This is a genomic window from Cellulomonas sp. Leaf334, from assembly GCF_001424195.1.
GTDB lineage: Bacteria > Actinomycetota > Actinomycetes > Actinomycetales > Cellulomonadaceae > Cellulomonas.
In genome coordinates, this window is record NZ_LMOO01000008.1 from 197,772 (window position 1) to 219,312 (window position 21,541).

Consider the following 21,541-nt stretch of genomic DNA (forward strand, 5'->3'; position numbering starts at 1 on the left):
CGGGGACGTAGTTCAGGGTCGAGATCTCCGGGACCTCGGCCGCACCGCTCGGGTAGACCCGCAGGTTGCCGAGTGCGCTGGGCCCGATCGCCGTCGTAGTTCAGGGTCGAGATCTCCGGGACCTCGGCCGCACCGCTCGGGTAGACCCGCAGGTTGCCGAGTGCGCTGGGCCCGATCGCCGTGACGTTCAGGACCACGGAGGACGCACCCGCCGGCACGAGCGCGCTCGGGATCTCCACGGTGTACGGCCTCGTCGCCTGCAGCGGGCCGGCCTGCGCGCCGACGCGCCTGCCCCCCGGCCTCGTGTCGAGGATGCGCGTCGGGGTCGAGCCCTGGAGCACGCTGCCGTCGGTGACGTACCCGGCCACGTCGAGGATCACGTGCGCGGTGGACCCTCCCGTGTCGGAGACGAACGAGAGCTTTCCCGACGACGACAGCGGCACGATCGTCGCGTTCGCCTTGTCCTTGCCGGGCACGTAGTTGACGACGGACGTCGTCGGGACCGGCGTCCCCGCGGGGAAGACGCGCAGGTTTCCCAGGCCCGTGGTCCCGGTGACCGTCGCGTTGACGATCACGGCCGTCGCGTCGGCCGGCACCCCGGCCTGGCCCGACACCTGCACCGTCCGGACGATGCCCGGTGCTACCGGTGTGGACGTGCGCGTGTCGAGGAGCCGGACGGGGTCCAGCAGCTCGACGCCCGAGCTCGGCATGGTGAACCCAGTGACGTCGAGCAGCACCCGCACCCCCGGGTGGGAGGCGCGGTAGCAGAGAAAGCCGGCGAAGTTCAGGGCGACGAAGGCCGTGTTGGCGACGTCGCTCCCGGGCTCGAAGTTCACCGTCGAGGTCGTCGGCATGTGCCCGTCGTGGCCGCCGTCGGACCGGGGAAAGACGACGACGTAGCCCGGTTCCGACACCTGTGTCGTGGTGACGTTGAGGATCACGCCGGCCGCTCCCACCGGGACGGTGCCCTGCCCCGCCACGTCGAGACAGGTCGGCCAGTCGACCCGCGGCTGCTCGGAGTCGATCCGCGCAGGCACCTGCGACACCATGCCGTCGGTCGTGTCGACGACAGTCACGGTGATGGGTGTCGACGTCCCGTCCGGCGTCGTCACCACCACGGGATACGACCCGGCGGGATGAGCCGGGATCACGAAGGACACGAAGTAGCTCGTCTCCGTGACGGGGGTGACCGGTACGCCACCGAACGTCACGCTCGCGCCGGCGAACCGGGTCCCGTAGACCCAGACCCTCTCCTCACGACCCGCCACGATCGCCGACGGCTGGACGTGGTCGACGAACGGGGCGATGGCCGGCGCCACCGTGATGAGGTGCTCCCACGACAGGTCCGCGGAAGCGGCGAAGTCATCGTGCCCGAGGTAGGTAGCCGTGACACGAAACGTGCCCGGGCCGAGGCCCTCGAGCACCAGGGAGCCGACCCCGTCGACCAGCGGGACGGACGACCCCACCCAGTCGAGCCCGGGCACCTCGATGGCGACGACTCCCGAGGGGACGCCGACAGAGGCCGAGACGGTCGCGGTGACGGTCACGGGGGTGCCCTCGTACCCCTGCTGCGGCGAGATGGTGAGGGTCGTGGTCGTCGGCTGCGGCGGACCGGCAGCGGCAGCGGCGGTACCGGGCGTGGTGGTACCGGCGGCCAGGGCGACGACCACCGTCCCGGCGGCCAGCATCCGTCGCAGTGTTCGGCGCCGGCTGCTCACCGCGGGCGCGGGGGCGCGGTGCATGGATGCTCCTTCGCGCAGACGGGGCAGCGTGATGTCGCCGACCCTAGGGCAGCGCAGACCCCGTCGTGACGCTTTTCATCCGCGCGATCCCCACGGCAGCACCTCGCACGCTCAGGGAGCGACCACGAACCCCGCGACGTCCGCGGCGACGTGGACCGTCCCCCCTGCCCCCATGTCCGAGTACAGCGTGAAGGTCGCCGGCCCGGTGTCAGGGAGGTCGACCACCACGAGGTTCGGGATGTCACGCCCGGGGACGTAGTTCAGGGTCGAGATCTCCGGGACCTCGGCCGCACCGCTCGGGTAGACCCGCAGGTTGCCGAGTGCGCTGGGCCCGATCGCCGTTCCGCCCGGGGACGTAGTTCAGGGTCGAGATCTCCGGGACCTCGGCCGCACCGCTCGGGTAGACCCGCAGGTTGCCGAGTGCGCTGGGCCCGATCGCCGTGACGTTCAGGACGACGGAGGACGCACCCGCCGGCACGAGCGCGCTCGGGACCTCGACGGTGTACGCCTTCTTCGCCTGGAGCGGGCCGGACACCGCGCCGACGTGCACGGACCCGCCACGGGTGTCGAGCACGCGGGTCGGGGCCTGACCCCGCAGCACGCCGCCGGCGGTGACCCAGCCGGCGACGTCGAGGATCACGTGCGCGGTGGACCCGCCCGTGTCGGAGACGAACGACAGCTTCCCCGCCGACGACAGCGGCACGATCGTCGTGTTCGCCTTGTCCTTGCCCGGCGCGTAGTTGACCACCGACGCCGTCGGGACGGACTGCCCGGCCGGGAACACCCGCAGGTTCCCGAGGCCGGTGACACCCGTGACGGTCGCGTTGACGATCACCGCCGCAGCATCCGCGGGGACCCCCGCCTGACCCGTCACCTGCACCGTCTGGACCGCCCCCGAGGCCACCGGGCGGGACGCGCGCGTGTCGAGCAGCCGCACCGGTTCCCTCAGCTCGACACCGGAGCCCGGCATGACGAAGCCCGTGACGTCGAGAATGACGGTGGCGATCCCCCCCACGAGGCTGTAGCAGAGCTCGCCGTTGGCGGGCAGCGCGACGAAGGCGGTGTTCGCGACGTCGCGGCCGGGCTCGAAGTTCACCGTCGACGTCGTCGGCACGGGATAGGCGCCCGTCCAGGGGTAGACCACGACGTACCCCGGCCCGGTCGCGGCTGCTGTCGTCACGTTGACGACCACTCCGGACGCCGCGCCCGGGACCCCGGCCTTCCCTGCGATCTGCATGCACATCTCGTTGGAGTACATCGGCCATCCCTCGTGGACCCGCACCGGGGGGATCGCGACCACGCCGTCACTCGCGTCGACGACCTGCACGGAGACCGGGGTCGAGCTGCCCGCAGGGGTCGTCACCACCATCGGGACCGTGCCGGGGGCGTGCGCGGGCGCCTCGAACACGACGGCGTAGTCCTCGTAGGTCGACACGACGGTGGCCGGGACCCCGTCGAACGTGACGCTCGAGGCGCCCCGGACGTGCGAGCCGTACAGCGTGACGCGCTGTCCACCCGACCCGATGACCCCGGGCCGCACCTCGTCGATGACGGGGACCACGGGTTCGATCACCCACGCGGTCTTGTAATCCAGGTTCCACGGCCAGCGGTCGTCGTCGGAGTACAACGCCCAGACCTGGTGACCTCCCACCGGCAGGTCGTCGAACTGGATCGTCGCGACGCCGTTCACGAGCGGGACCCGCGTCTGGTCGTCGGGGTCTCCGAGATCGAACAGGACGTCGCCGGTCGGCACGGCGCCAGCGCCCGCGCCCGCGCCCGCGACGGTCGCCGTGGCCACCACCGGTTCGCCCACGAGCACGGTGTCTGCGGAGAACGTCAGGGTGATCGTCCAGTCCGCCGTCGAGGCCGACGCGGGGGTCGCGCCTGCCGTGCCGGTGGTGACGGCCAGCGCGACGGCGGCAGCGATCGCGAGCAGCCGCCGCAGCGTCGGACGTTCGGTGGTGCTCATCGGGTGCTCCTTCGAGGGGTCGCGCGGGGGCAGCGTGACGAGGCCGACCCTAGGGCAGCGCGGCTCCCGCCGTGGGCGTTTCCGTCGGCCCGCTGATCAGGCGGTGAACTGCGCCTCCGCCGCGGCCACGACCGGCGCCGCGGTGCGCGCGTACAGGTAGGTCAGCGGTGCGGCGAGCAGGACGAGGAGCCAGTCCGACGCGTAGGTCACGGCCAGGGTGAGCACCAGCACGGACACGAACCCGAGCGTGACCAGCGGCTTGCCGGCCACGAAGTAGGCGCCGAGCCGGGCGACGTCACGGGTGCGGAACGAGAACAGCGCGCTGAGCACCAGGGCGTGCGCGGACCAGAGCACGACGAGCAGCGCCACCGCGCCCAACGCGACCCCGAGGAGTGGCGAGAAGCCGACGGCGCCCAGGTGGGTGAGGTTGACGGCGATGATGCCGAGGATGCCGAGCGTCGGGACCCACCACCGGAGGACGTCGAGCACGTCGAGGCGGTAGCCACGCCAGAAGTGCCGCGCCGGGGACAGGTCCCGGTCGCGGCCGAACACCCGCCACGCGTACACGGCTGCTGCGACCGACGGGGCGAACGGGACGCACGCCAGGGCCATGAGCGGGATGTTGCTGGTGTCCCGCTCGAGCAGCTGGAGGAGGACCAGGCCGGGCAGGGACGTCAGGACGAGCATCCCCTCGACCACGAGGAACCAGTAGACGACCGCCGACCAGCGCGGGAGAGGGCCGGTGCCGATCTCGTCGTCGGGTCGGGTCGTCATGGCCGTCATCCCACCACGTCCTGCCCGAGCAGCCGCCTGTCGTCCAGGCCCGGGTGCTCGTCGGGCGTGACCGGCAGCAGCTCGACCAGGGTCACCTCGTGCTGCCCGAGCACCAGGTCGAGGTCCACGTGGCCGTCCGTGGCGGACAGGGCGTCGTGCCGGACAGCGGGCACGGAGGCGTCGCGGAGCAGGTCGAGGACTCGCTCGGACGGGTTCCGGGGGCGGCCGAGCTCGCGCCAGGCCGTCCAGGCGTTGCCCTCGGTCTCGTTGACGGAGCGACGGACGACCGCGGTGCTCGGCGTGGCCACGGGCACCCGCAGCCGGATCTCGTGCGTCGCCGGCGCGGAGCCGTAGGGGCCGTCGTCGGAACCCCCCACCGGCTGCCACGCGAGCACCGTCACGCGTCCGTCGTCGTCCCGGCACACGAGGTGGTCGTCGCCGCGGGCCAGCACGGAGGAACCCATGCGGGCCATGAACGCGTACAAGTGGTAGGTCGGCTTGCGCACCTGGCGGTGGGTCAGCAGCCCGAACCCGCCGTGGAACAGCGAGGTCGGGATGTCGGCCTCCTCGAACACGTCGCAGAACGTCCAGTACGAGAACGAGTCGACCAGGTCCCCGCCACCGGCCAGCACGGGCGCCAGGTAGGCGGCGTTCCAGGCGGTGTCGTGGACCGGGTTGTCGGGGCGGTAGGAGGTGTTGAACTCGCTGATGTGGACCGGCAGGCCCGCGAGCGCGGTGCCCTCCAGGTGTCGGCGGGGGGCGTCGAACTGGTCGAGCAGCGCCTGGGGGCGCTCGAACGTCTGATAGACGCCGAAGGGCACGTTCTGGGCGGGGCCCGACGTGTACGCGTGGCGGCTGACGAAGTCGATCGGCACGTCCCGCGTCGCGACGAAGTCGGCGAACGGCGCCCACCACTCGTCGGACCCCGGCGACAGCACGGGCCCGCCCACCTGCAGGGACGCGTCGACGTCCTTGACCGCGCGGGCCGTCGCCTCGTAGAGCCGGTGGTAGGCGGCCTGGTCGGCGTCCTGCCAGAAGACGGTCAGGTTCGGCTCGTTCCACACCTCGATCGGCCACGTCCGGACCTCGTCGAGGCCGTACCGGTCGATGAGGTGCCGTAGCACGGCGCGGACCAGGGCGGTCCAATCGTCGTGGTCGCGCGGCGGCGTGACGTTGCCCTTCCACCAGAAGACCGTCTGGTCCCCCGACGCGAGCGCCGACGGCATGAAGCCGAGCTCGAGGAACGGCTTGAGCCCGATCCGCAGGTAGGAGTCGACCACCTGGTCCACGTAGGTGAACGAGTACCGGGTCACCCCCTCGGACTGCCGCAGGACGCCCATGTCGTCGGACAGCAGGCCGTGGCCGCGGATGTACCGGAACCCGATCTCGCGCTGCACCAGCGCGGCGGACTCCTGGTAGTCGGCGCGCAGTGCGAGGTTGAGGCGGCCGGTGCCGACGCAGTGGCGCCACGCGTCGGGGAGCGGGCCGGTCGGCTGGCTGGGGATCAGGACACGGTTCATGACAGGACGAGCACCTCGGTCGGGTTCAGGGTGAGTGGATCGCCGACGCTCACGCGCCGGCCGGTGAGCAGGTCGGTGCCGGTGACCTCGGACGTCACCGTCACCGCGTGGTCCCCGTGGTGCAGGACGAACCGGTGGCGGACACCGTCCGGCGAGACGCGGTCGACCACCTCGACGCCGTCGGTGTCCGCGTGCGGGCCGACGAGCCCGTGCCGGTCCACCACGCGTCGGACGACGTCCGTGACGCCGGCGTCGTCGAGCGCGGTCGCGACGTACCAGGCCTCGCCGTCGCCGCGCACGGCGCGCGTGACCGCCGGGGTACCGGCGTAGAAGTCGGCGCCGTACGTCGCGACCACGGTCGTGCCGTGGTCCGGCACCACGATCTCGAACACGTGCCGAGCCTCGTGCACCCGGCCGTCCAGTGCGACGGGGTTGACCACCGACGGCTGCTGCGCGTCGGTCTCCTCGACCCGCAGCCCGAGCAGGTCCCGCAGCGGGCCGGGCGCGTCGGCGAGGAACGCGTTGTCGTCCTCGTCGACGCGCGCGGACAGGAACGTGGTCAGGAGGGTGCCGCCGCGCTCGACCAGCGTCCGCAACCGGGACGGCAGGTCACCCTTGACCAGGTGCAGCAGGGGGGCGACGACGACGTCGTAGCCGTCGAGGTCGGCGGTCACCGGGACCACGTCGACCAGCACGTTCAGGTTCCAGAGCGCACGGTGGTACGCGCCGAGCACGTCGAGGTAGCGGAGGTTGCGGTTGGGCCCGTCGGACATCTCGACCGCCCACCAGGAGTCCCAGTCGAGCAGCACTGCGACCCGGGCGGGCGTCCGGGCGCCGAGCGTCGCGTCCCCCAGGCTCGCCAGCTGCGCACCGAGCGCGGCCACCTCGCGGAACACCCGGGTGTCCGTCCGGCCCGCGTGGTCGAGGACGGCTCCGTGGTACTTCTCGCATGCGCCGCGCGACTGCCGCAGCTGGAAGAACAAGGTCGCGTCGGCGCCGTGCGCCACGGACTGCCAGGTCCACAGCCCGAGGACGCCCGGACGCTTCACCGCGTTGACGTCCCGGCTGGCCGTGGTCGACGGGGTCTGCTCCATGACCCAGAACGGCGCTCCCCCGCGCAGTCCCCGCATCGCGCCGTGCGCGAAGGCCATCCGGGCCGCGGTGCGCACCGGCGACGGGTCGTCGGGTGGGTAGTTGTCCCACGTCGCCAGGTCCAGGTGCTCGGCCCAGCGGTGGTAGTCGACCGGCTGGTACAGGCCCATGAGGTTCGTCGTCACCGGCGTGTGCGGGACGTGCGCGCGGATCGCCGCCTTCTCCGCGAGGAAGCCGCCGAGCAGCGCGTCCGACAGGAACCGGCGGTAGTCCAGCGTGATGCCCTGGAACGCCGTGTGGTTCGGGCCACGCCAGTGCTCGGACAACGCGGACGGCGGCTGGATCTCCTCCCAGTCCGTGAAGGTGTGCGACCAGAACGTGGTGTTCCACGCGTCGTTGAGCCGGTCCAGCGTCGCGTACCGCTCGCGGAGCCAGACCCGGAACGCCGCGGCGCACCGGTCGCAGTAGCAGGCACCGCCGTACTCGTTGCCGACGTGCCACGCGACGACCGACGGGTTGTCCCCGTAGCGCTCCGCCAGCCGGCCCGCGAGCGCGACCGACAGCCGCGCGAACGCCGTCGACGACGGGCAGTGGTTGTGGCGCTGGCCGTACACGTGCCGGCGCCCCTCGAAGTCGACCCGGCACGCGTCGGGGTGCGCTCGGGCGAGCCACGGCGGCATCGCCCCGCTCGGCGTCGCCAGCACGATCGAGCGGCCCTCGGCGGTCGCGCGCTCGACGATCGCGTCGAGCCGGGAGAAGTCGTACCGGTCCTCGGCGGGCTGCAGGTGCGCCCACGCGAAGACCCCGAGCGTCACCGTGGTGATCCCGGCGAGGTCGAACGCGGCGTAGTCGTCGTCCCAGACCGCCTCGGGCCACTGCTCGGGGTTGTAGTCGCCGCCGTACCGGATCTGGTTCCTCATCGGCTCTCCCGTGGCAAGGGCCGGCCCCGCGCGGTGCGCGGGGCCGGCCGGTGGTACTCAGCCCTTGGCGGCGAGCGCCTGGTTGAAGGTCTCGACGTACTGGTCGACGTTGAGGCCCTTGAGCTCGGTCTGCCAGTCCTCCCACTCGGACATCGGGCGCTGGCCGAGGATGAACGCGGCCGTGTTCTGCGTGACCGAGTCGTTGAGCGCGGCCTGCCACAGCGTGATCTGCTCCTGCTGCATCTCGTCCAGGGGCGCGGACGGGACCAGCGGCAGCTCGGACTTGTCCGCCATGGCGTCGATGAACTCGTTCGTGGCCTCGGTGTTCAGGCTGCGGATCAGCTCGTCGGTCGTGCCGTTGGCCAGCATCCAGACGCCGTTGCTGAACCCGAAGTCGGCGTTCAGCTTCTTGGTCCCGGCGGGGTTCACGCCGTTCCAGTCGACGTCGGCCGCCAGGGCACGGGTCTCGCCGTCCGTGGTGAACGTGGTGCCCTCGACGCCGTACTTGGCGTACTCGAGGCCGCTGTCGGAGTAGTACAGCCAGTCCACGAACTGCAGGAGCGCGAGGAAATACGGCTTCTCGGCCGCCTCCGACGAGAGCATGAAGCCCGACGCGACCCGGCTGCCGGACGCGACGTTGTCACCCGCGGGGCCCTCGGGCACCCGGATCAGGTGCACCTGGGCGTCGGTGTTGCCCGCGTCGGTGAACGTCTTGGCGTAGCTGGTGATCTCCTGGGTGTTGCCCGAGATCGACAGCGACTGTCCGCTGCCGAACTTCTGCTTGGCGGTGTCGTCGTCCTGCGTGACCGACTCCGGGTCGAGCAGGCCGTCCTCCACCAGCGAGGCGAAGTACGTGACGAGCTCCTTGTAGCCGTCGCCCGACGCCGCGTAGGAGAAGGTCTCGGAGTCCTCGTCGAACACCAGGCCGTTGCCGAAGCCCCAGCCGGCGACCGTGCCGAAGTTCGGTGCCGCCAGGTTCAGCGTGGCCCCGAGCGGGCTGTTGTTCGTCGTCGACCAGCGGTCCGACATCGGCCAGACGTCGGGGTTCGCGGCCTTGATCGTCTCCAGGTCGTCCCGCAGGTCGTCCCACGTCTGCGGGTCCTCGGTGATCCCGGCCTGCTCCCACACGTCCTGGCGGACCGCGATGGAGTACTGCGGCTGGGGCGACTCGTACAGGCCGGGGAGCATGTAGTACTTGCCGTCGGCCTGCTTGAGGTTGTCGATGTACGGCTGGAGCTCCCAGTCCTCGATCCGCTGCTGGAAGTTCGGCATGTACTGCACGTAGTCGCTGATCGGCAGGAGGGCACCGCCGGACACGAACTGCGTCTCCTGCCCGGGGTACGTCACCGGGATGAGGTCCGGTGCGTCGCCCGCGCTGATGATCAGCGACTTCTTGGCGTCCCAGTCCGACAGCGGCGCGCTGGTCAGGTCGAAGCTGACCTTGTTGTTCTCCTCGAGGTGCGAGAAGAACAGCCAGTCCTCGTTCAGCGGGTAGTTCGGGTGGTCGCGGTACAGCACGCCGAGCTCGATCGGCTCCGTCGCGACGAACTCCGTGCCGACCGCGAAGTCGTCCATGGCTCCGACGCGCTGGGCGTCGGGGATGCCGCTGGTGCTGGCCGACGGCTCGTCGGTCCCGCCGCCGTCCGACGAGCACGCCGCCGTGAGCGTGAGCGCGAGCACCGCGACCGACGCCGCCGCCCCGACGCGCTTCCTGGTGGTCCTCATGATTCTCCTCGTTGAGATTGAGTGCGTTGGCTACTGCTTGACCGCGCCGAGCATCACGCCCGACACGAAGTACCTCTGGAGGAACGGGTAGAGGCAGATGATGGGCAGGACCGTGAGGAGCATGGTCACGGACTGCACGTTGGCGCCGATCTGGGTCAGGTTGTCGGTGCCGCCGCCCTGGATCGAGGTGCCGCCGGTGACGCCCGCCATGAGGTTGCGCAGGTAGACGGTCACCGGGTAGAGGTTGGGGTCGTCCATGTAGAGGAACGCGCCGAACCAGCCGTTCCAGAACGAGACCGCGTAGAACAGCAGCATCGTCGCCACCACGGCCTTGCTCAGGGGGAGCACCACCTTGAAGAAGACGCCGTAGGTGCTCATGCCGTCGATCGAGGCGGCCTCCTCGAGCTCGCTCGGGAAGTTCTCGAAGAACGACTTCATCACCAGCAGGTTGAAGATGCTGATGGCGTTGGGCAGGACGATCGCCCAGAGGGTGTTCCGGAACCCGAGCTGGCTGATGAGGATGTAGTTCGGGATCAGGCCACCGTTGAAGAACATGGTGGCGACGGCGACGCCGATGAAGAACTTGCGGCCCTTGAGGTGGTGCTTCGAGAGCGCGTACGCGTACGTCGTGGTGAGGGCCATCGCGATCGCCGTGGCGACGACCGTGTACACGACGGTGTTGCGGTAGTTGCGCCAGAACATCGAGTCTCCGAACACCACCTCGAACGTGGTGAGGTTGAACCCGCGCGGGATCAGGTTGACCTGTCCCGAGTTGATGTAGCCCTCGGAGCTGAACGCCTGGGCGACGATGTTGACGAACGGGTACAGGACCAGTGCGGCGACGACGATCAGGATCGCGCCGTTGACCAGGCGGAAGCCGCGGTAGGACCTGCTGTCCTTGACTCCCCGGGACGGGGCGCGCGTGAGGTCGGTGGTCACCACAGGCTCGCCCCCACGGTCTTCCGGGAGATCGCGTTGGCCGACAGGATCAGCGTCACGCCGATGATCGCCTCGAACAGGCCGATCGCGGTGGCGTAGCTGATCGAGTTGGACACGATCCCGACCCGGTACAGGTACGTGGAGATGACGTCGGCGGTGGAGTAGATCAGCGGGTTGGACAGCAGCAGGATCTTCTCGAAGCCCACCGCCATGAACGTGCCGACGTTGAGGATGAGCAGCACGATCATCGTCGGGCGGATGCCCGGCAGGGTGATGTGCCACGTCTGCTTCCACCGGTTGGCGCCGTCGATCCGGGCCGCCTCGTAGAGCTGCTCGTCGATCGTCGTGAGCGCCGCGAGGTAGAGGATCGTGCCCCAGCCGACCGTCTGCCAGACCTCGGAGGTCAGGTAGATCGTGCGGAACCACGACGGCTCCTGCATGAACGTGATCGCCTGCCCGCCGGTCGCCTCGATGATCTGGTTGACCGTGCCGTTGACGCTGGTCAGCTGGAAGACGATGCCCGCGACGATGACGACGGACATGAAGTGCGGCAGGTAGGAGATGGTCTGGATGCTGCGCTTGAACCGGCGCGACCGGACCTCGTTGAGCATCAGCGCCAGGATGATCGGCAGCGGGAACACCACCAGGAGGGTGAGGAACCCGAGGATCACCGTGTTGGTGAACGCGTGCCAGAACTGCTGGTCGTTGATGAACATCCGGACGTAGTAGAGGCCCACCCACTCGTCGCCGAACATGCTGCCGCCGGGGCGGAACCGGCGGAACGCGACGACGTTGCCGAGGATCGGCACGTACCGGAAGACCAGCAGGAAGAGCAGCGGCAGGACCAGGAACGAGTACAGCCGCCAGTCCTTGCGCAGCGCCGTCCGCCAGGTCTGGTGCGCGGCGGGGATGATCGAGCCGTCGTGCGCGACCCAGGTCTCCTTGCGCGGGTTGCGCGACTTCTTGCGCTTCGGGTCGAGCGCCGGCGCGATGGGCGCCAGCGGCTCGGCCACCGCGGGTTCCTTCAGGCTCATGCGTTCGACACCTCCAACGCGTGCAACGGGGTCACCGACACCGCGGTGGTCAGCCGGCGCGTGTGGTCGACGGTCCGCAGGTCGCCCGTGAGGCGCAGCGCGAGGGCGTCGCTGTCGTCGGCGCTGGAGCGCGCGACCCGGAGCTCGACGTCTCCCGGCTCGACGATCCGCGCGCCGAACCTGCCCGTGAAGGCGGTGACGTCGGCGGGGACGACGAACGAGACGAGTGCCGACTCACCGGGGTCGAGCTCCACGCGGGCGTACCCGACGAGGCGCACGACGGGCCGCGTCACCTGGGCCACCGGGTCGTGCAGGTAGAGCTGCACGACGTCCGCGCCGGCCCGGTCCCCCGTGTTGGTGACGAGGACCTCGACCGTCGCGTCCCCGTCGACCGCCCACTCGTCGCTGGTGGCGCGGGCCGACCAGGAGAACGCCGTGTACGACAGGCCGTGGCCGAACGGGAACGCCGGGGTCGGGTCCACCGAGGAGACGCCGGAGCGTCGGCCCAGCGGCGCCGACAGGTAGGTACCCGGCTGGCCCGAGGCGTCCGCGGGGATGCCGACCGGCAGCCGGCCCGACGGCGACACCGCGCCCGTGAGCACCTCCGCGAGCGCCTGCCCGCCGAGCTGGCCGGGGAAGAACGACTGCACGACGGCCGCCGCGTCGCCTGCCAGCGACCCGAGCGCGTAGGGCCGCCCGGTGAGCAGCACCAGGACGACCGGCGTCCCTGTGTCGAGCAGCGCCCGGACCAGGTCGGCCTGGACGCCCGGCAGGTGCAGGTCGGTGGCGTCGCAGCCCTCGCCGGACGTGCCGCGGCCGAACAGCCCAGCCCGGTCACCGACCGCGACGACGCACACGTCGGCGTCGCGTGCCGCGGTGACGGCCGCCGCGAACCCCCTGCGGTCGGGGTCGGTCACGTCGCAGCCGCGGGCGTAGGTGACGTCGGTCTGGATGCTCCGCAGCGCGTCGAGGACCGTCGGGATCTCGATGCCGAGCCCGTGCTCCGGGTGGTGCACGCCGACGTGCGCGGGGAACGAGTAGCAGCCGAGCATCGCCATCGGGTCGTCCGCGAGGGGCCCGACGAGGGCGACCCGCGCGCCGGGCCGCAGCGGGAGGGTCCGCCCCCGGTTGGTCAGCAGGACGATCGCCTCGCGGGCGAGCCGGAGCGCGACGTCGCGGCTCACCTCGTCGTCCAGGACGAGGTCCGGGTCGGTGGCGGGCGACCAGTCGGCGTCGAGCAGACCGAGCTCGGCCTTCTGCGTCAGCACCCGGCGAAGAGCCCGGTCCACCAGGCCTTCGTCGACCTCGCCGCGGGCCAGCGCCTCCCGCAGCGGCTCGCCGTAGCAGTGCACGCTCGGCAGCTCGACGTCGACGCCGGCCGCGAGCGCCAGCCCTGCCGCCTCCCCCTCGGACCCCGCGACGCCGTGCAGCGTCTGCAGGAACCGGATGCCGAAGTAGTCCGCGACGACCGTGCCGGTGAACCCCCACCGGTCGCGCAGGACCGTGGTGAGCAGGGTGCTGTCCGCCGCCGACGGGACGCCGTCGAGCTCGGCGTAGGAGTGCATGACCGAGCGCGCGCCGCCGTCGCGGACCGCCATCTCGAACGGGGGCAGGATCACGTCGGCGAGCTCGCGCGGACCGATCGAGACGGGGGCGAGGTTGCGGCCCGCGCGGCTGGCCGAGTACCCGGCGAAGTGCTTCAGCGTCGCGACGACACCCGCGGCCTGGAGCCCGCGGACGTAGGCGGTACCGACGGTGCCGACGAGGTACGGGTCCTCACCGATCGTCTCCTCGGTCCGGCCCCAGCGGTAGTCGCGCGTCACGTCGAGCACCGGTGCGAGCCCTTGGTGCACGCCCGCGGCGCGCATCGACGCGCCGATCCGGGCGGCCATCTCCTCGACCAGCTCGGGGTCGAAGCTGGCGCCCCAGGACAGCGGGACCGGGTAGGCCGTGGCGCCCCAGGCAGCGAACCCCGCGAGGCACTCCTCGTGCACGAGTGCGGGGATGCCCCAGCGGTTCGCGGCGACGATCTCGGCCTGCGACGCGGCCAGCGACCGCGCGCCGGCGCCGGGGTCGACGGGGGCGGATCCGTACGGTCGGGTCAGCTGGCCGAGCCCGTCGCGGATGACGTCGGACCAGTCGAGGCCGTCGTCGGTCATCTCGGACTGGTGCGGCGCGACGCCTGCGCCACCCGCGTCGGCCCCGACCCAGAGGCCGACCAGCTGCGAGAGCTTCTCGTCGAGGGTCATCCGGGTGACCAGGTCGTCGACCTGGGCCTGACGCGTGGACTCGTGCGCCGTCATGTGACCGTGCCACCTCCCTGTCTCACAGCCTTGTGAGGGTCGAAAGTATCGACTGCTTTGTCGATATCTGCCGCTGACGGACGTTAGGCGCCCCGGCCGGACCTGGCAATCCGCACGGGAACTTTGGCAAACGTTTCTCATTCGGAGCCCTCCTGGACAGCGGATGACATCCCCGGACGGTGCTGGGCCGAGCCGCTGGTCAGTGCTACGTTCGGCCCGATAGTTGCGACGAGCAGACCGGGACGCCCCACCATGACGACCACCAGCGCCGACGACGGCGCCGCCGCACCCGAGGACGTGGCCAGCGCCGAGGTCCCCGGGAGCACCGGGAGCGCAGCCACGATCGCCCTGATCGCAGAAGAGGCCGGCGTCTCGATCCCGACGGTGTCCAAGGTGCTCAACGGCCGCACCGACGTCGCCGCGGTCACCCGGGCGCGCGTCGAGGAGGTCATCGACCGCCACCAGTACCGCCGCCGCCGGGGCCGCGCCCAGACCGGGCCGGGCCTGCTCGACCTGGTCTTCCACGAGCTCGACGCCGGCTGGTCCGTCCAGATCATCAAGGGGGTCGAGTCCGTCGCCGGACCCGAACGCCTGGGCGTCGTGCTCTCGGAGCTGGGCGGCGCGCACCGGCCACGCCAGGAGTGGCTCGACGACGTGCTGGCCCGCCGCCCGCGCGGCGTCATCCTCGTCCTGTCCGACCTCGACCCCGCACAGCGCCGCCAGCTGGAGACCCGGTCGATCCCGTTCGTCGTCGTCGACACCGCCGGCGAGCAGCCCGCCGGTGTCCCGACCGTCGGCTCCGCCAACTGGGCGGGCGGCCTCGCGGCCACCCGCCACCTCCTCGGCCTCGGTCACCGCAAGATCGCCGTCGTCTCCGGCCCGGTGGACGTGCTCTGCAGCCGCGCCCGTATCGACGGGTACCGCACCGCGCTCGACGAGGCCGGCGTCACCGTCGACCCGCGGCTCGTGCGGTACGGCGACTTCTTCGTCGGCGGTGGCTACACGCACGGCATGGACCTGCTCGACCGGCCCGACCGCCCGACCGCGATCTTCGCCGGCTCCGACTTCCAGGCCCTCGGCGTGCTCCGCGCGGCCCGTGAGCTGGGACTGCGGGTGCCCCAGGACCTGTCGGTCGTCGGCTACGACGACCTGCCCGTCACCGAGTGGATCGGCCCCCCGCTCACCACCATCCACCAGCCCCTCTACGACATGGCCGCGACCGCCACCCGCATGGTCCTGGGCATGGCCCGCGGCGAGGCTCCGGCGAACCCGCGCATCGAGCTCGGCACCGAGCTGGTGATCCGCGAGAGCACCGCACCCCCGGCGACGGTGTCCTGACCGTGGCGCTGTTCGACCTCCCGCTCGACCAGCTCGAGCGCTACCGCTCCGACGTCCCGTCTCCCCCCGACCTCGACGAGTTCTGGGCCGCGTCGATCGCCGGGGCCCGCGGCCACGACGTGCTGGTCGACGTGGTCCCCGTGGGGACCGGGCTCACCCTCGTCGACACCTGGGACGTGACCTTCGCCGGGTTCGACGGGCAGCCGGTGCGCGCCTGGTACACCCGGCCCGCAGGCGTGACCGAGGATCTGCCGGCCGTCGTCGAGTACCTCGGCTACGGGCGCGGTCGCGGGCTGCCGCAGGAGCGGCTGACCTGGGCCGTCGCCGGGTACGCGCACCTTCTCGTGGACACCCGCGGGCAGGGCGGCCAGTACGGGTCCGGCGGCGACACCCCCGACCCCGTCGGCTCCGACCCCGCCGCACCCGGCTTCGTCACGCGCGGCATCCTCGACCCCGCGACGTACTACTACCGCCGCGTCTTCACCGACGCCGTCCGCGCCGTCGACGCGGCCCGCGCGCTGCGGGGGGTCGCCCAGGTGGCCGTCGTCGGGAACAGCCAGGGCGGCGGGATCGCGCTCGCCGTCGCGGGACTGGCACCCGACCTGGCTGCGGTCATGGTCAGCGCGCCGTTCCTCTGCGACATCCCGCGCGCCCTGGCGATCACCGACGCCGACCCGTACGGCGAGATCGTCCGGTACCTCGCGGTCCACCGTGGCGCCGCCGACCAGGTGCTCCGGACCCTGTCGTACGTCGACGGGGTGCACTTCGCGGCGCGCGCGACGGCTCCGGCCCTGTTCGCGACGGGCTTGCGCGACACGGTCTGCCCTCCGTCGACGGTCTTCGCCGCCCACAACGCGTACGCGGCGGACCACGAGATCGCGGTCTACCCGTACAACCACCACGAGGGCGGCGAGGCCCACCACACGTCCCGCCAGCTCACCTGGCTGGCGGGCCACCTGCGCCCACCGGCCGCCTGACCCGCCGAGCCCGTCGGTCGCGGCCGAACTCGTCAGTCGCGGCCGAACTCGTCAGTCGCGGCCGAACTCGTCAGTCGCAACGGACGAGTCCGGCGCGGGGTGACGAGTTCGCCACCGCGACCGAGGGCTTCGGTCGCTCGAGGGCGGTGGTCGCTCGAGAACCGGCTGGCGATCAGCGGGTCAGCGGCCCGTGCCGTCGACCGCGTGGGGGTCGATCGCGGCGATCTCGTCCGGGGTCAGCGGCCCGGCCGTCAGGGCCGTGACGTTGTCCTCCAGCTGGGCGACCGAGCTGGCGCCGACCAGCGCGGAGGTGATGCGGTCGTCGCGCAGGACCCAGGACAGGGCCAGCTGCGCGAGCGACTGGCCGCGGCCCGACGCGATCTCGTTCAGCGCCCGCGCGCGGGACAGGTACGTCTCGGACACGGCGGACGGCTTGAGGAAGTGGCCGACGGCGGCGCGCGAGTCGGCGGGGACGTCACCGGACAGGTACCGCCCCGTGAGCAGACCCTGCGCGAGCGGGGAGAACACGATGGTGCCGATCCCCAGGTCACCGACCACGTCGAGCAGGCTCTCGGTCTGCCCGTCGGCGACGTTCTCGATGTGCCGGTTGAACATCGAGTAGCTCGGCTGGTGGATGAGCAGCGGGGTGCCCAGGTCGGCGAGGACCTGCTGCGCGACCCGCGTCTGGGCCGGGGTGTAGTTGGAGATGCCCGCGTACAGGGCCTTTCCGCTGGTCACCGCCGTGTGCAGGGCGCCCATCGTCTCCTCCACCGGCACCGACGGGTCGGGGCGGTGGGAGTAGAAGATGTCGACGTAGTCCACCCCGATGCGCGCCAGGGACTGGTCGAGGGAGGACAGCAGGTACTTGCGCGAGCCGCCGTCGCCGTACGGGCCGGGCCACATGTCGTAGCCGGCCTTGGAGGAGATGACGAGCTCGTCGCGGTAGGGGCGCAGGTCGGACGCGAGGACGCGGCCGAAGTTCTCCTCCGCGGAGCCGTACGGCGGGCCGTAGTTGTTGGCCAGGTCGATGTGCGTGATGCCGAGGTCGAACGCGCGGCGCAGGATGGCGCGCTGGGCGTCGAGCGGTGTGGTGTCGCCGAAGTTGTGCCACAGACCCAGCGACAGGGCGGGCAGGTCGAGCCCGCTGCGACCGGTCCGGCGGTAGGTCATGGAGTCGTAGCGGGTCTCGTCGGCAGCAAAAGGCATGTCTCCACGCTATCCGTAGGATCGGCGCGTGCTGCACGTCGCGTTCTTCGAGCCCCGCATCCCCGGCAACACCGGCAGCGCCATCCGGCTGGCGGCCGGCACCGGCTCGACCCTGCACCTGGTGGAGCCGCTCGGGTTCGACCTGTCGGAGGCCAAGCTGCGTCGTGCGGGGCTGGACTACCACGACCTCGCGCACGTCGTGGTGCACCCGAACCTGGAGGCCCTGCTGGCGACGGTCCCGGGGCGGGTCTTCGCCTTCACCACCCACGCGACGCAGCACCACACCGACCTCGCCTACCGCGCCGACGACGTGCTGCTGTTCGGCCCGGAACCGACGGGACTGCCCGCGGACGTGCTGGAGCACCCTCGGATCACCGCCCAGGTGCGCATCCCGATGCTCCCCGGCCGCCGGTCCATGAACCTGTCGAACGCCGCAGCTGTCGCCACGTACGAGGCGTGGCGACAGCTGGGCTTCGAGGGCGGCGTCTAGCCGGCCGTCCTAGCCCAGACGCCACTTCTGCGCGTTGGCGCCGTTGCAGTCCCAGATGTGGACCTGCGTGCCGGGCGTCGTCGAGTGCCCCGGGTTGTCGAGGCACCGGTTGGACGCCGGGTTGTAGTAGCCGCCGTTGCGCGGGACCCACACCTGCGCGCCGGTGCCGTTGCAGTCGTAGAGCTGCACCTTGGTGCCGTTGGCGGTGCCGCCGCCTGCGACGTCGAGGCACTTGCCCTGGACGCGCAGCGTGGTGCCGGCCTCCACGAAGGTCCACTTCTGGGCGACCGTGCCGTTGCAGCCCCAGATCTGGATCTTGTTGCCGTTCGCCGTGTTCTGCGCGCTGTTGTCGAGGCACATGCCGTTCGCGTTCACGAGCGCGCTCCCGTTGCCCGTGGGCGGCGGGTTCGTCGTGCCGCCCCCGGTGAACGGCTGGATGATCAGGCCCGCCGCGGACGGGGAGCCGTCGTGCACCAGGGACTCGAAGGCGCCGACGTCGTCGAACGCGAACGCGTACGCCTTCCCGTCCGCCATGTTGGCGTGCACGATCCGCGCGTACTGGTTCGTCGGGTTGCTCTTGTAGAACGCCGACGCGTCGGTGCTGGGCTGGGTGTCGACCGTGCCGAGCGTGCCGCGGTTGAGGGCGGCGCACAGGGTGCGGGCGATGGGCCCGACGACCTGGTCGTTGGGGGCGTGCAGGGCGCCGTCGCAGCCCCACACGTCCGCGCTGCTCGGCCGGTTGAAGGACGCGACCTGCTGCCCGGCGCCGTTGGTGAACCGCATCGTCGTGCCCGAGGTGCGCCCGAAGTACCTGAGGTTCGGCTGGTCGCCGAACGGCACGACCGTGAGCGTCTTGCCGGTGTACGCGTTCCATGCCGACGCGATGTAGGAGTCGAGGTACGTCGTGCTGAACAGGCCCGCACCCGCGGCCTTGCCGGGGGCGAGCACGCGCAGGACCGTGCCGTCGGACCGTCGCACCACGGTGTTGCCCCACCCGGGCTGGGCGGCGATCTGGTTGATCGTGTTCTCCCGGCCGTTGGCCACCAGGTCGCCGGTGCGCCGCGTGCCCTGCGCACCCGTGACGGTGACCGTGTGAGGCACCGCGAACATGTCGACCTGCGAGCTGTTCAGCCAGAGTCCGGCGTCGTTGTAGGTGAACTCGCTCCAGTCGAACAGGATCTGGTGGTTGGCGTCCCCGCTGGCCCACGGCGCCGGCTGGACGAGCCCGTCGGGCGTGAGGAAGAACTTCAGCTTCTGCCCGAGCGAGAAGTACACGCGGCCGGAGATGCCGCGGGGCACCTGGACCGTCGTGCTGCCGCCGTTGCCCGGTCCGGCGATGGCCACGTCGGGTGCGGCCGACGGCGGGTTCGATCCCGCGGGCCACGCGGTGAACGTGCCGGCCGCGTTGACGTAGCCGAGCCGCCCGGTGCTCAGGTTCGTCCCGAGCACGTACACGTAGACCGCCTCACCACGGCCGCTGGAGTTCGTGATGGTCAGCGGCAGCCGATCAGGGCCCACCGCCTGCGCTCCTGCGGCGGCCGCCACCATCGTCGTCACCGCGACCGCGAGCGCGCTGAGCGCCCCGATCACCCGTCTGCTGGTCGTCATCGACCCGCTCCTCACTCAGTTGCCGGCTTGCCCCACCCGTGTTGACACGTATCAACACCAGTCGCAGGACACTATGACTGCGCGGATTAGTGTGCAAGGGGTGCTACCGCCCCCCGTCAGGCAGGATCGAGACGTGTTCACCACCCGCCCCGAGCTCGTCGGCACCTTCGGCATGGTCGCCTCGACGCACTGGCTCGCGTCGTCCGTCGGCATGCGCATGCTCGAGGCCGGCGGCAACGCGTTCGACGCCGCGGTCGCCGCGGGCTTCACGCTCAGCGTCGTCGAGCCGCACCTCAACGGCCCCGGCGGCGACGCCCCGATCATCGGTCACCGCGCCGCCGACGGGCACACGTTCGTGATCTGCGGGCAGGGCACCGCCCCGGCGGCCGCGACCATCGACACCTACCGTGACCTGGGCCTGGACCTCGTCCCCGGCACGGGGCACCTGGCTGCCGTGGTCCCGGGCGCGTTCGGCGCGTGGCTCGACCTGCTCGCGCGGTACGGCACGCTCCCCCTCGCCGACGTGCTCGCGCCGGCCATCGGCTACGCGCGCGACGGGTACCCGCTGGTCCGGGCCGCGAGCCGGACGATCGCCACCGTCGCCCCGATGTTCACCGAACACTGGCCCACGTCCGCCGCGGTCTACCTGCCCCACGGCGAGGTCCCGGTCGCGGGCGGGCGGTTCAGCAACCCGGTGCTCGCCGACACGTTCGAGCGGCTCCTGGCGGGCACCGGTTCGCGCGAGGCGCAGATCGAGGCGGCACGGCACGCGTTCTACGAGGGGTTCGTCGCCGAGGCCGTCGACGCCTTCCAGGCGGGCGTCGCCGTGCAGGACTCGTCGGGCCGACCACACACCGGCCTCCTCCGAGCCTCCGACCTGGCCGGATGGCGGGCGACCGAGGAACCGACGACGTCGCTGCGGTTCGCCGGCCGGACCGTGCACAAGACCGGCGCCTGGGGGCAGGGACCGGTCCTCCTGCAGCAGCTCGCGATGCTGGACGCCCTCGGCGTCGGCGACCTCGTGCGCACCAACGACACCGTCGAGCTCGTGCACACCGTGGTCGAGGTGGCCAAGCTCGCGTTCGCCGACCGGGAGGCCTGGTACGGCGACGTCGACGACGTCCCGCTCGAGACCCTGCTGTCCGCGCGGTACGCGGCCTCGCGCGCCGAGCTCGTCGGCCCCGTCGCGACCGACGGCCTGCGCCCCGGCTCGCCCGGCGGGCGGGAGCCGCGCATCTCCGCCGCGGTGCGGGGCGACCTGTCGGGATCGGGCCCTGGCGTCGGCGAGCCCACCGTCTCCCCCCTCGGCCTGAGCCCCGGCGACACCTGCCACGTGGACGTCGTCGACCGGTGGGGCAACCGGGTGTCCGCGACGCCGTCGGGCGGGTGGCTGCAGTCGAGCCCGGTCGTCCCCGGCCTCGGGTTCGCCCTGCCGACCCGCGCGCAGATGTTCTGGCTGGAGCCGGGGCTGCCCAACAGCCTCGCCCCCGGCAAGCGCCCGCGCACCACGCTGAGCCCCGCACTGCTCCTCGACGACGACGGATCGGGCGTGGCGTTCGGCACCCCGGGCGGCGACCAGCAGGACCAGTGGACCGTGCCGTTCCTGCTGCGGCACCTCGTCGGCGGTGCCGCACTGCAGGCGGCCATCGACGCGCCGGCCTGGCACTCGACGCACGTCCCCAGCTCCTTCTACCCGCGCACCCACACACCGCGCGGACTGGTCGCCGAGGCCCGCCTCGGGGCGGACGTCCTGGACGCGCTCGCCGACCGCGGGCACCAGGTGGAGACCGTCGGCCCGTGGGAGCTCGGGCGGCTCAGCGCGGCCGGGGTGCGGCCGGACGGACTGCTCGTCGCGGCGGCGAACCCGCGGGGCATGCAGGGCTACGCCGTCGGCCGGTGAGTCA

General features: G+C 71.7%; 16 protein-coding genes and 1 pseudogene. 6 read left to right on the top strand and 11 right to left on the bottom strand.

The annotated features are described in order from the left end of the window. The first annotated feature begins 153 nt into the window (after positions 1-153). Together ASF78_RS19055 and ASF78_RS19060 are read left to right on the top strand one after the other, a co-directional pair. On the top strand, positions 154-480 hold the full coding sequence (locus ASF78_RS19055) for a hypothetical protein (protein WP_156374239.1): 327 nt from the start codon (positions 154-156) through the stop codon (positions 478-480). A gap of 72 nt (positions 481-552) precedes the next feature. Further along, positions 553-765, top strand: a complete 213-nt coding sequence (locus ASF78_RS19060) for a hypothetical protein (protein ID WP_156374240.1) — start codon at positions 553-555, stop codon at positions 763-765. A 317-nt stretch (positions 766-1,082) separates the two neighbouring features. On the opposite strand, the pseudogene ASF78_RS23445 reads toward ASF78_RS19060, so the two are convergent. The 9 genes and pseudogenes from ASF78_RS23445 to ASF78_RS19105 form a co-directional block, all read right to left on the bottom strand. Beyond that, positions 1,083-1,742, bottom strand: a pseudogene (locus tag ASF78_RS23445) (Ig-like domain repeat protein); the annotation flags it as partial. 241 nt (positions 1,743-1,983) lie between these two features. After that, positions 1,984-3,711 (bottom strand): Ig-like domain repeat protein, encoded by a 1,728-nt coding sequence (locus ASF78_RS19070; protein ID WP_056593273.1) that lies wholly within the window; start codon positions 3,709-3,711, stop codon positions 1,984-1,986. Positions 3,712-3,807: 96 nt separating this feature from the next. After that, complete coding sequence (locus tag ASF78_RS19075) at positions 3,808-4,485, bottom strand: DUF624 domain-containing protein (protein ID WP_082495248.1); 678 nt, start codon at positions 4,483-4,485, stop codon at positions 3,808-3,810. 5 nt (positions 4,486-4,490) lie between these two features. Further along, positions 4,491-6,005 carry a xylan 1,4-beta-xylosidase gene (locus ASF78_RS19080; RefSeq protein ID WP_056593275.1) on the bottom strand — a complete coding sequence of 505 codons (1,515 nt, stop codon included), beginning with the start codon at positions 6,003-6,005 and terminating at the stop codon, positions 4,491-4,493. Continuing rightward, on the bottom strand, positions 6,002-8,017 hold the full coding sequence (locus ASF78_RS19085; RefSeq protein WP_056593277.1) for a beta-galactosidase: 2,016 nt from the start codon (positions 8,015-8,017) through the stop codon (positions 6,002-6,004). Before ASF78_RS19085 ends, ASF78_RS19080 begins: the two co-directional genes overlap by 4 nt. A 57-nt stretch (positions 8,018-8,074) precedes the next feature. Further along, positions 8,075-9,742, bottom strand: coding sequence for an extracellular solute-binding protein (locus ASF78_RS19090; RefSeq protein WP_056593280.1), 1,668 nt, complete (start codon positions 9,740-9,742; stop codon positions 8,075-8,077). Between the two features lie 30 nt (positions 9,743-9,772). Further along, positions 9,773-10,684, bottom strand: a complete 912-nt coding sequence (locus tag ASF78_RS19095) for a carbohydrate ABC transporter permease (protein WP_056593283.1) — start codon at positions 10,682-10,684, stop codon at positions 9,773-9,775. Continuing rightward, positions 10,678-11,715 carry a sugar ABC transporter permease gene (locus ASF78_RS19100; RefSeq protein WP_235518706.1) on the bottom strand — a complete coding sequence of 346 codons (1,038 nt, stop codon included), beginning with the start codon at positions 11,713-11,715 and terminating at the stop codon, positions 10,678-10,680. Before ASF78_RS19100 ends, ASF78_RS19095 begins: the two co-directional genes overlap by 7 nt. Next, on the bottom strand, positions 11,712-14,018 hold the full coding sequence (locus ASF78_RS19105) for a glycoside hydrolase family 3 N-terminal domain-containing protein (RefSeq protein ID WP_056593287.1): 2,307 nt from the start codon (positions 14,016-14,018) through the stop codon (positions 11,712-11,714). The genes ASF78_RS19100 and ASF78_RS19105 overlap by 4 nt, the downstream gene beginning before the upstream one ends. Positions 14,019-14,270: 252 nt before the next feature. On the opposite strand from ASF78_RS19105, the gene ASF78_RS19110 reads away from it, so the two are divergent. Together ASF78_RS19110 and ASF78_RS19115 are read left to right on the top strand one after the other, a co-directional pair. After that, positions 14,271-15,356 (top strand): LacI family DNA-binding transcriptional regulator, encoded by a 1,086-nt coding sequence (locus ASF78_RS19110; RefSeq protein ID WP_056593289.1) that lies wholly within the window; start codon positions 14,271-14,273, stop codon positions 15,354-15,356. 2 nt (positions 15,357-15,358) lie between these two features. Next, entirely contained in the window at positions 15,359-16,333 is a 975-nt protein-coding gene (locus tag ASF78_RS19115; RefSeq protein WP_056593292.1) for an acetylxylan esterase, read from the top strand. A 180-nt stretch (positions 16,334-16,513) separates the two neighbouring features. Here ASF78_RS19115 and mgrA read toward each other — a convergent pair whose 3' ends face one another. Then, on the bottom strand, positions 16,514-17,539 hold the full coding sequence (mgrA, locus tag ASF78_RS19120) for an L-glyceraldehyde 3-phosphate reductase (RefSeq protein WP_056593297.1): 1,026 nt from the start codon (positions 17,537-17,539) through the stop codon (positions 16,514-16,516). Positions 17,540-17,567: 28 nt separating this feature from the next. Here mgrA and ASF78_RS19125 point away from each other — a divergent pair, with 28 nt between their 5' ends. Next, positions 17,568-18,029: a tRNA (cytidine(34)-2'-O)-methyltransferase gene (locus ASF78_RS19125; RefSeq protein ID WP_056593298.1), complete on the top strand. Its 462-nt coding sequence runs from the start codon at positions 17,568-17,570 to the stop codon at positions 18,027-18,029. Between the two features lie 9 nt (positions 18,030-18,038). Here the strand turns inward: ASF78_RS19125 and ASF78_RS19130 are convergent, their stop codons facing one another. Next, positions 18,039-19,484 carry a beta-1,3-glucanase family protein gene (locus ASF78_RS19130; RefSeq protein ID WP_369816352.1) on the bottom strand — a complete coding sequence of 482 codons (1,446 nt, stop codon included), beginning with the start codon at positions 19,482-19,484 and terminating at the stop codon, positions 18,039-18,041. Positions 19,485-19,710: 226 nt separating this feature from the next. Here ASF78_RS19130 and ASF78_RS19135 point away from each other — a divergent pair, with 226 nt between their 5' ends. Further along, on the top strand, positions 19,711-21,537 hold the full coding sequence (locus tag ASF78_RS19135; RefSeq protein ID WP_082495202.1) for a gamma-glutamyltransferase family protein: 1,827 nt from the start codon (positions 19,711-19,713) through the stop codon (positions 21,535-21,537). The last annotated feature ends 4 nt before the right edge of the window (positions 21,538-21,541 follow it).

Coding starts and splice junctions, on each gene's coding strand:
- ASF78_RS19075 (WP_082495248.1), bottom strand. CDS start 4,485: ATGACGACCCGACCCGACGACGAGATCGGCACCGGCCCTCTCCCGCGC.
- ASF78_RS19070 (WP_056593273.1), bottom strand. CDS start 3,711: ATGAGCACCACCGAACGTCCGACGCTGCGGCGGCTGCTCGCGATCGCT.
- mgrA (WP_056593297.1), bottom strand. CDS start 17,539: ATGCCTTTTGCTGCCGACGAGACCCGCTACGACTCCATGACCTACCGC.
- ASF78_RS19085 (WP_056593277.1), bottom strand. CDS start 8,017: ATGAGGAACCAGATCCGGTACGGCGGCGACTACAACCCCGAGCAGTGG.
- ASF78_RS19105 (WP_056593287.1), bottom strand. CDS start 14,018: ATGACGGCGCACGAGTCCACGCGTCAGGCCCAGGTCGACGACCTGGTC.
- ASF78_RS19135 (WP_082495202.1), top strand. CDS start 19,711: ATGACTGCGCGGATTAGTGTGCAAGGGGTGCTACCGCCCCCCGTCAGG.
- ASF78_RS19110 (WP_056593289.1), top strand. CDS start 14,271: ATGACGACCACCAGCGCCGACGACGGCGCCGCCGCACCCGAGGACGTG.
- ASF78_RS19090 (WP_056593280.1), bottom strand. CDS start 9,742: ATGAGGACCACCAGGAAGCGCGTCGGGGCGGCGGCGTCGGTCGCGGTG.
- ASF78_RS19100 (WP_235518706.1), bottom strand. CDS start 11,715: ATGAGCCTGAAGGAACCCGCGGTGGCCGAGCCGCTGGCGCCCATCGCG.
- ASF78_RS19080 (WP_056593275.1), bottom strand. CDS start 6,005: ATGAACCGTGTCCTGATCCCCAGCCAGCCGACCGGCCCGCTCCCCGAC.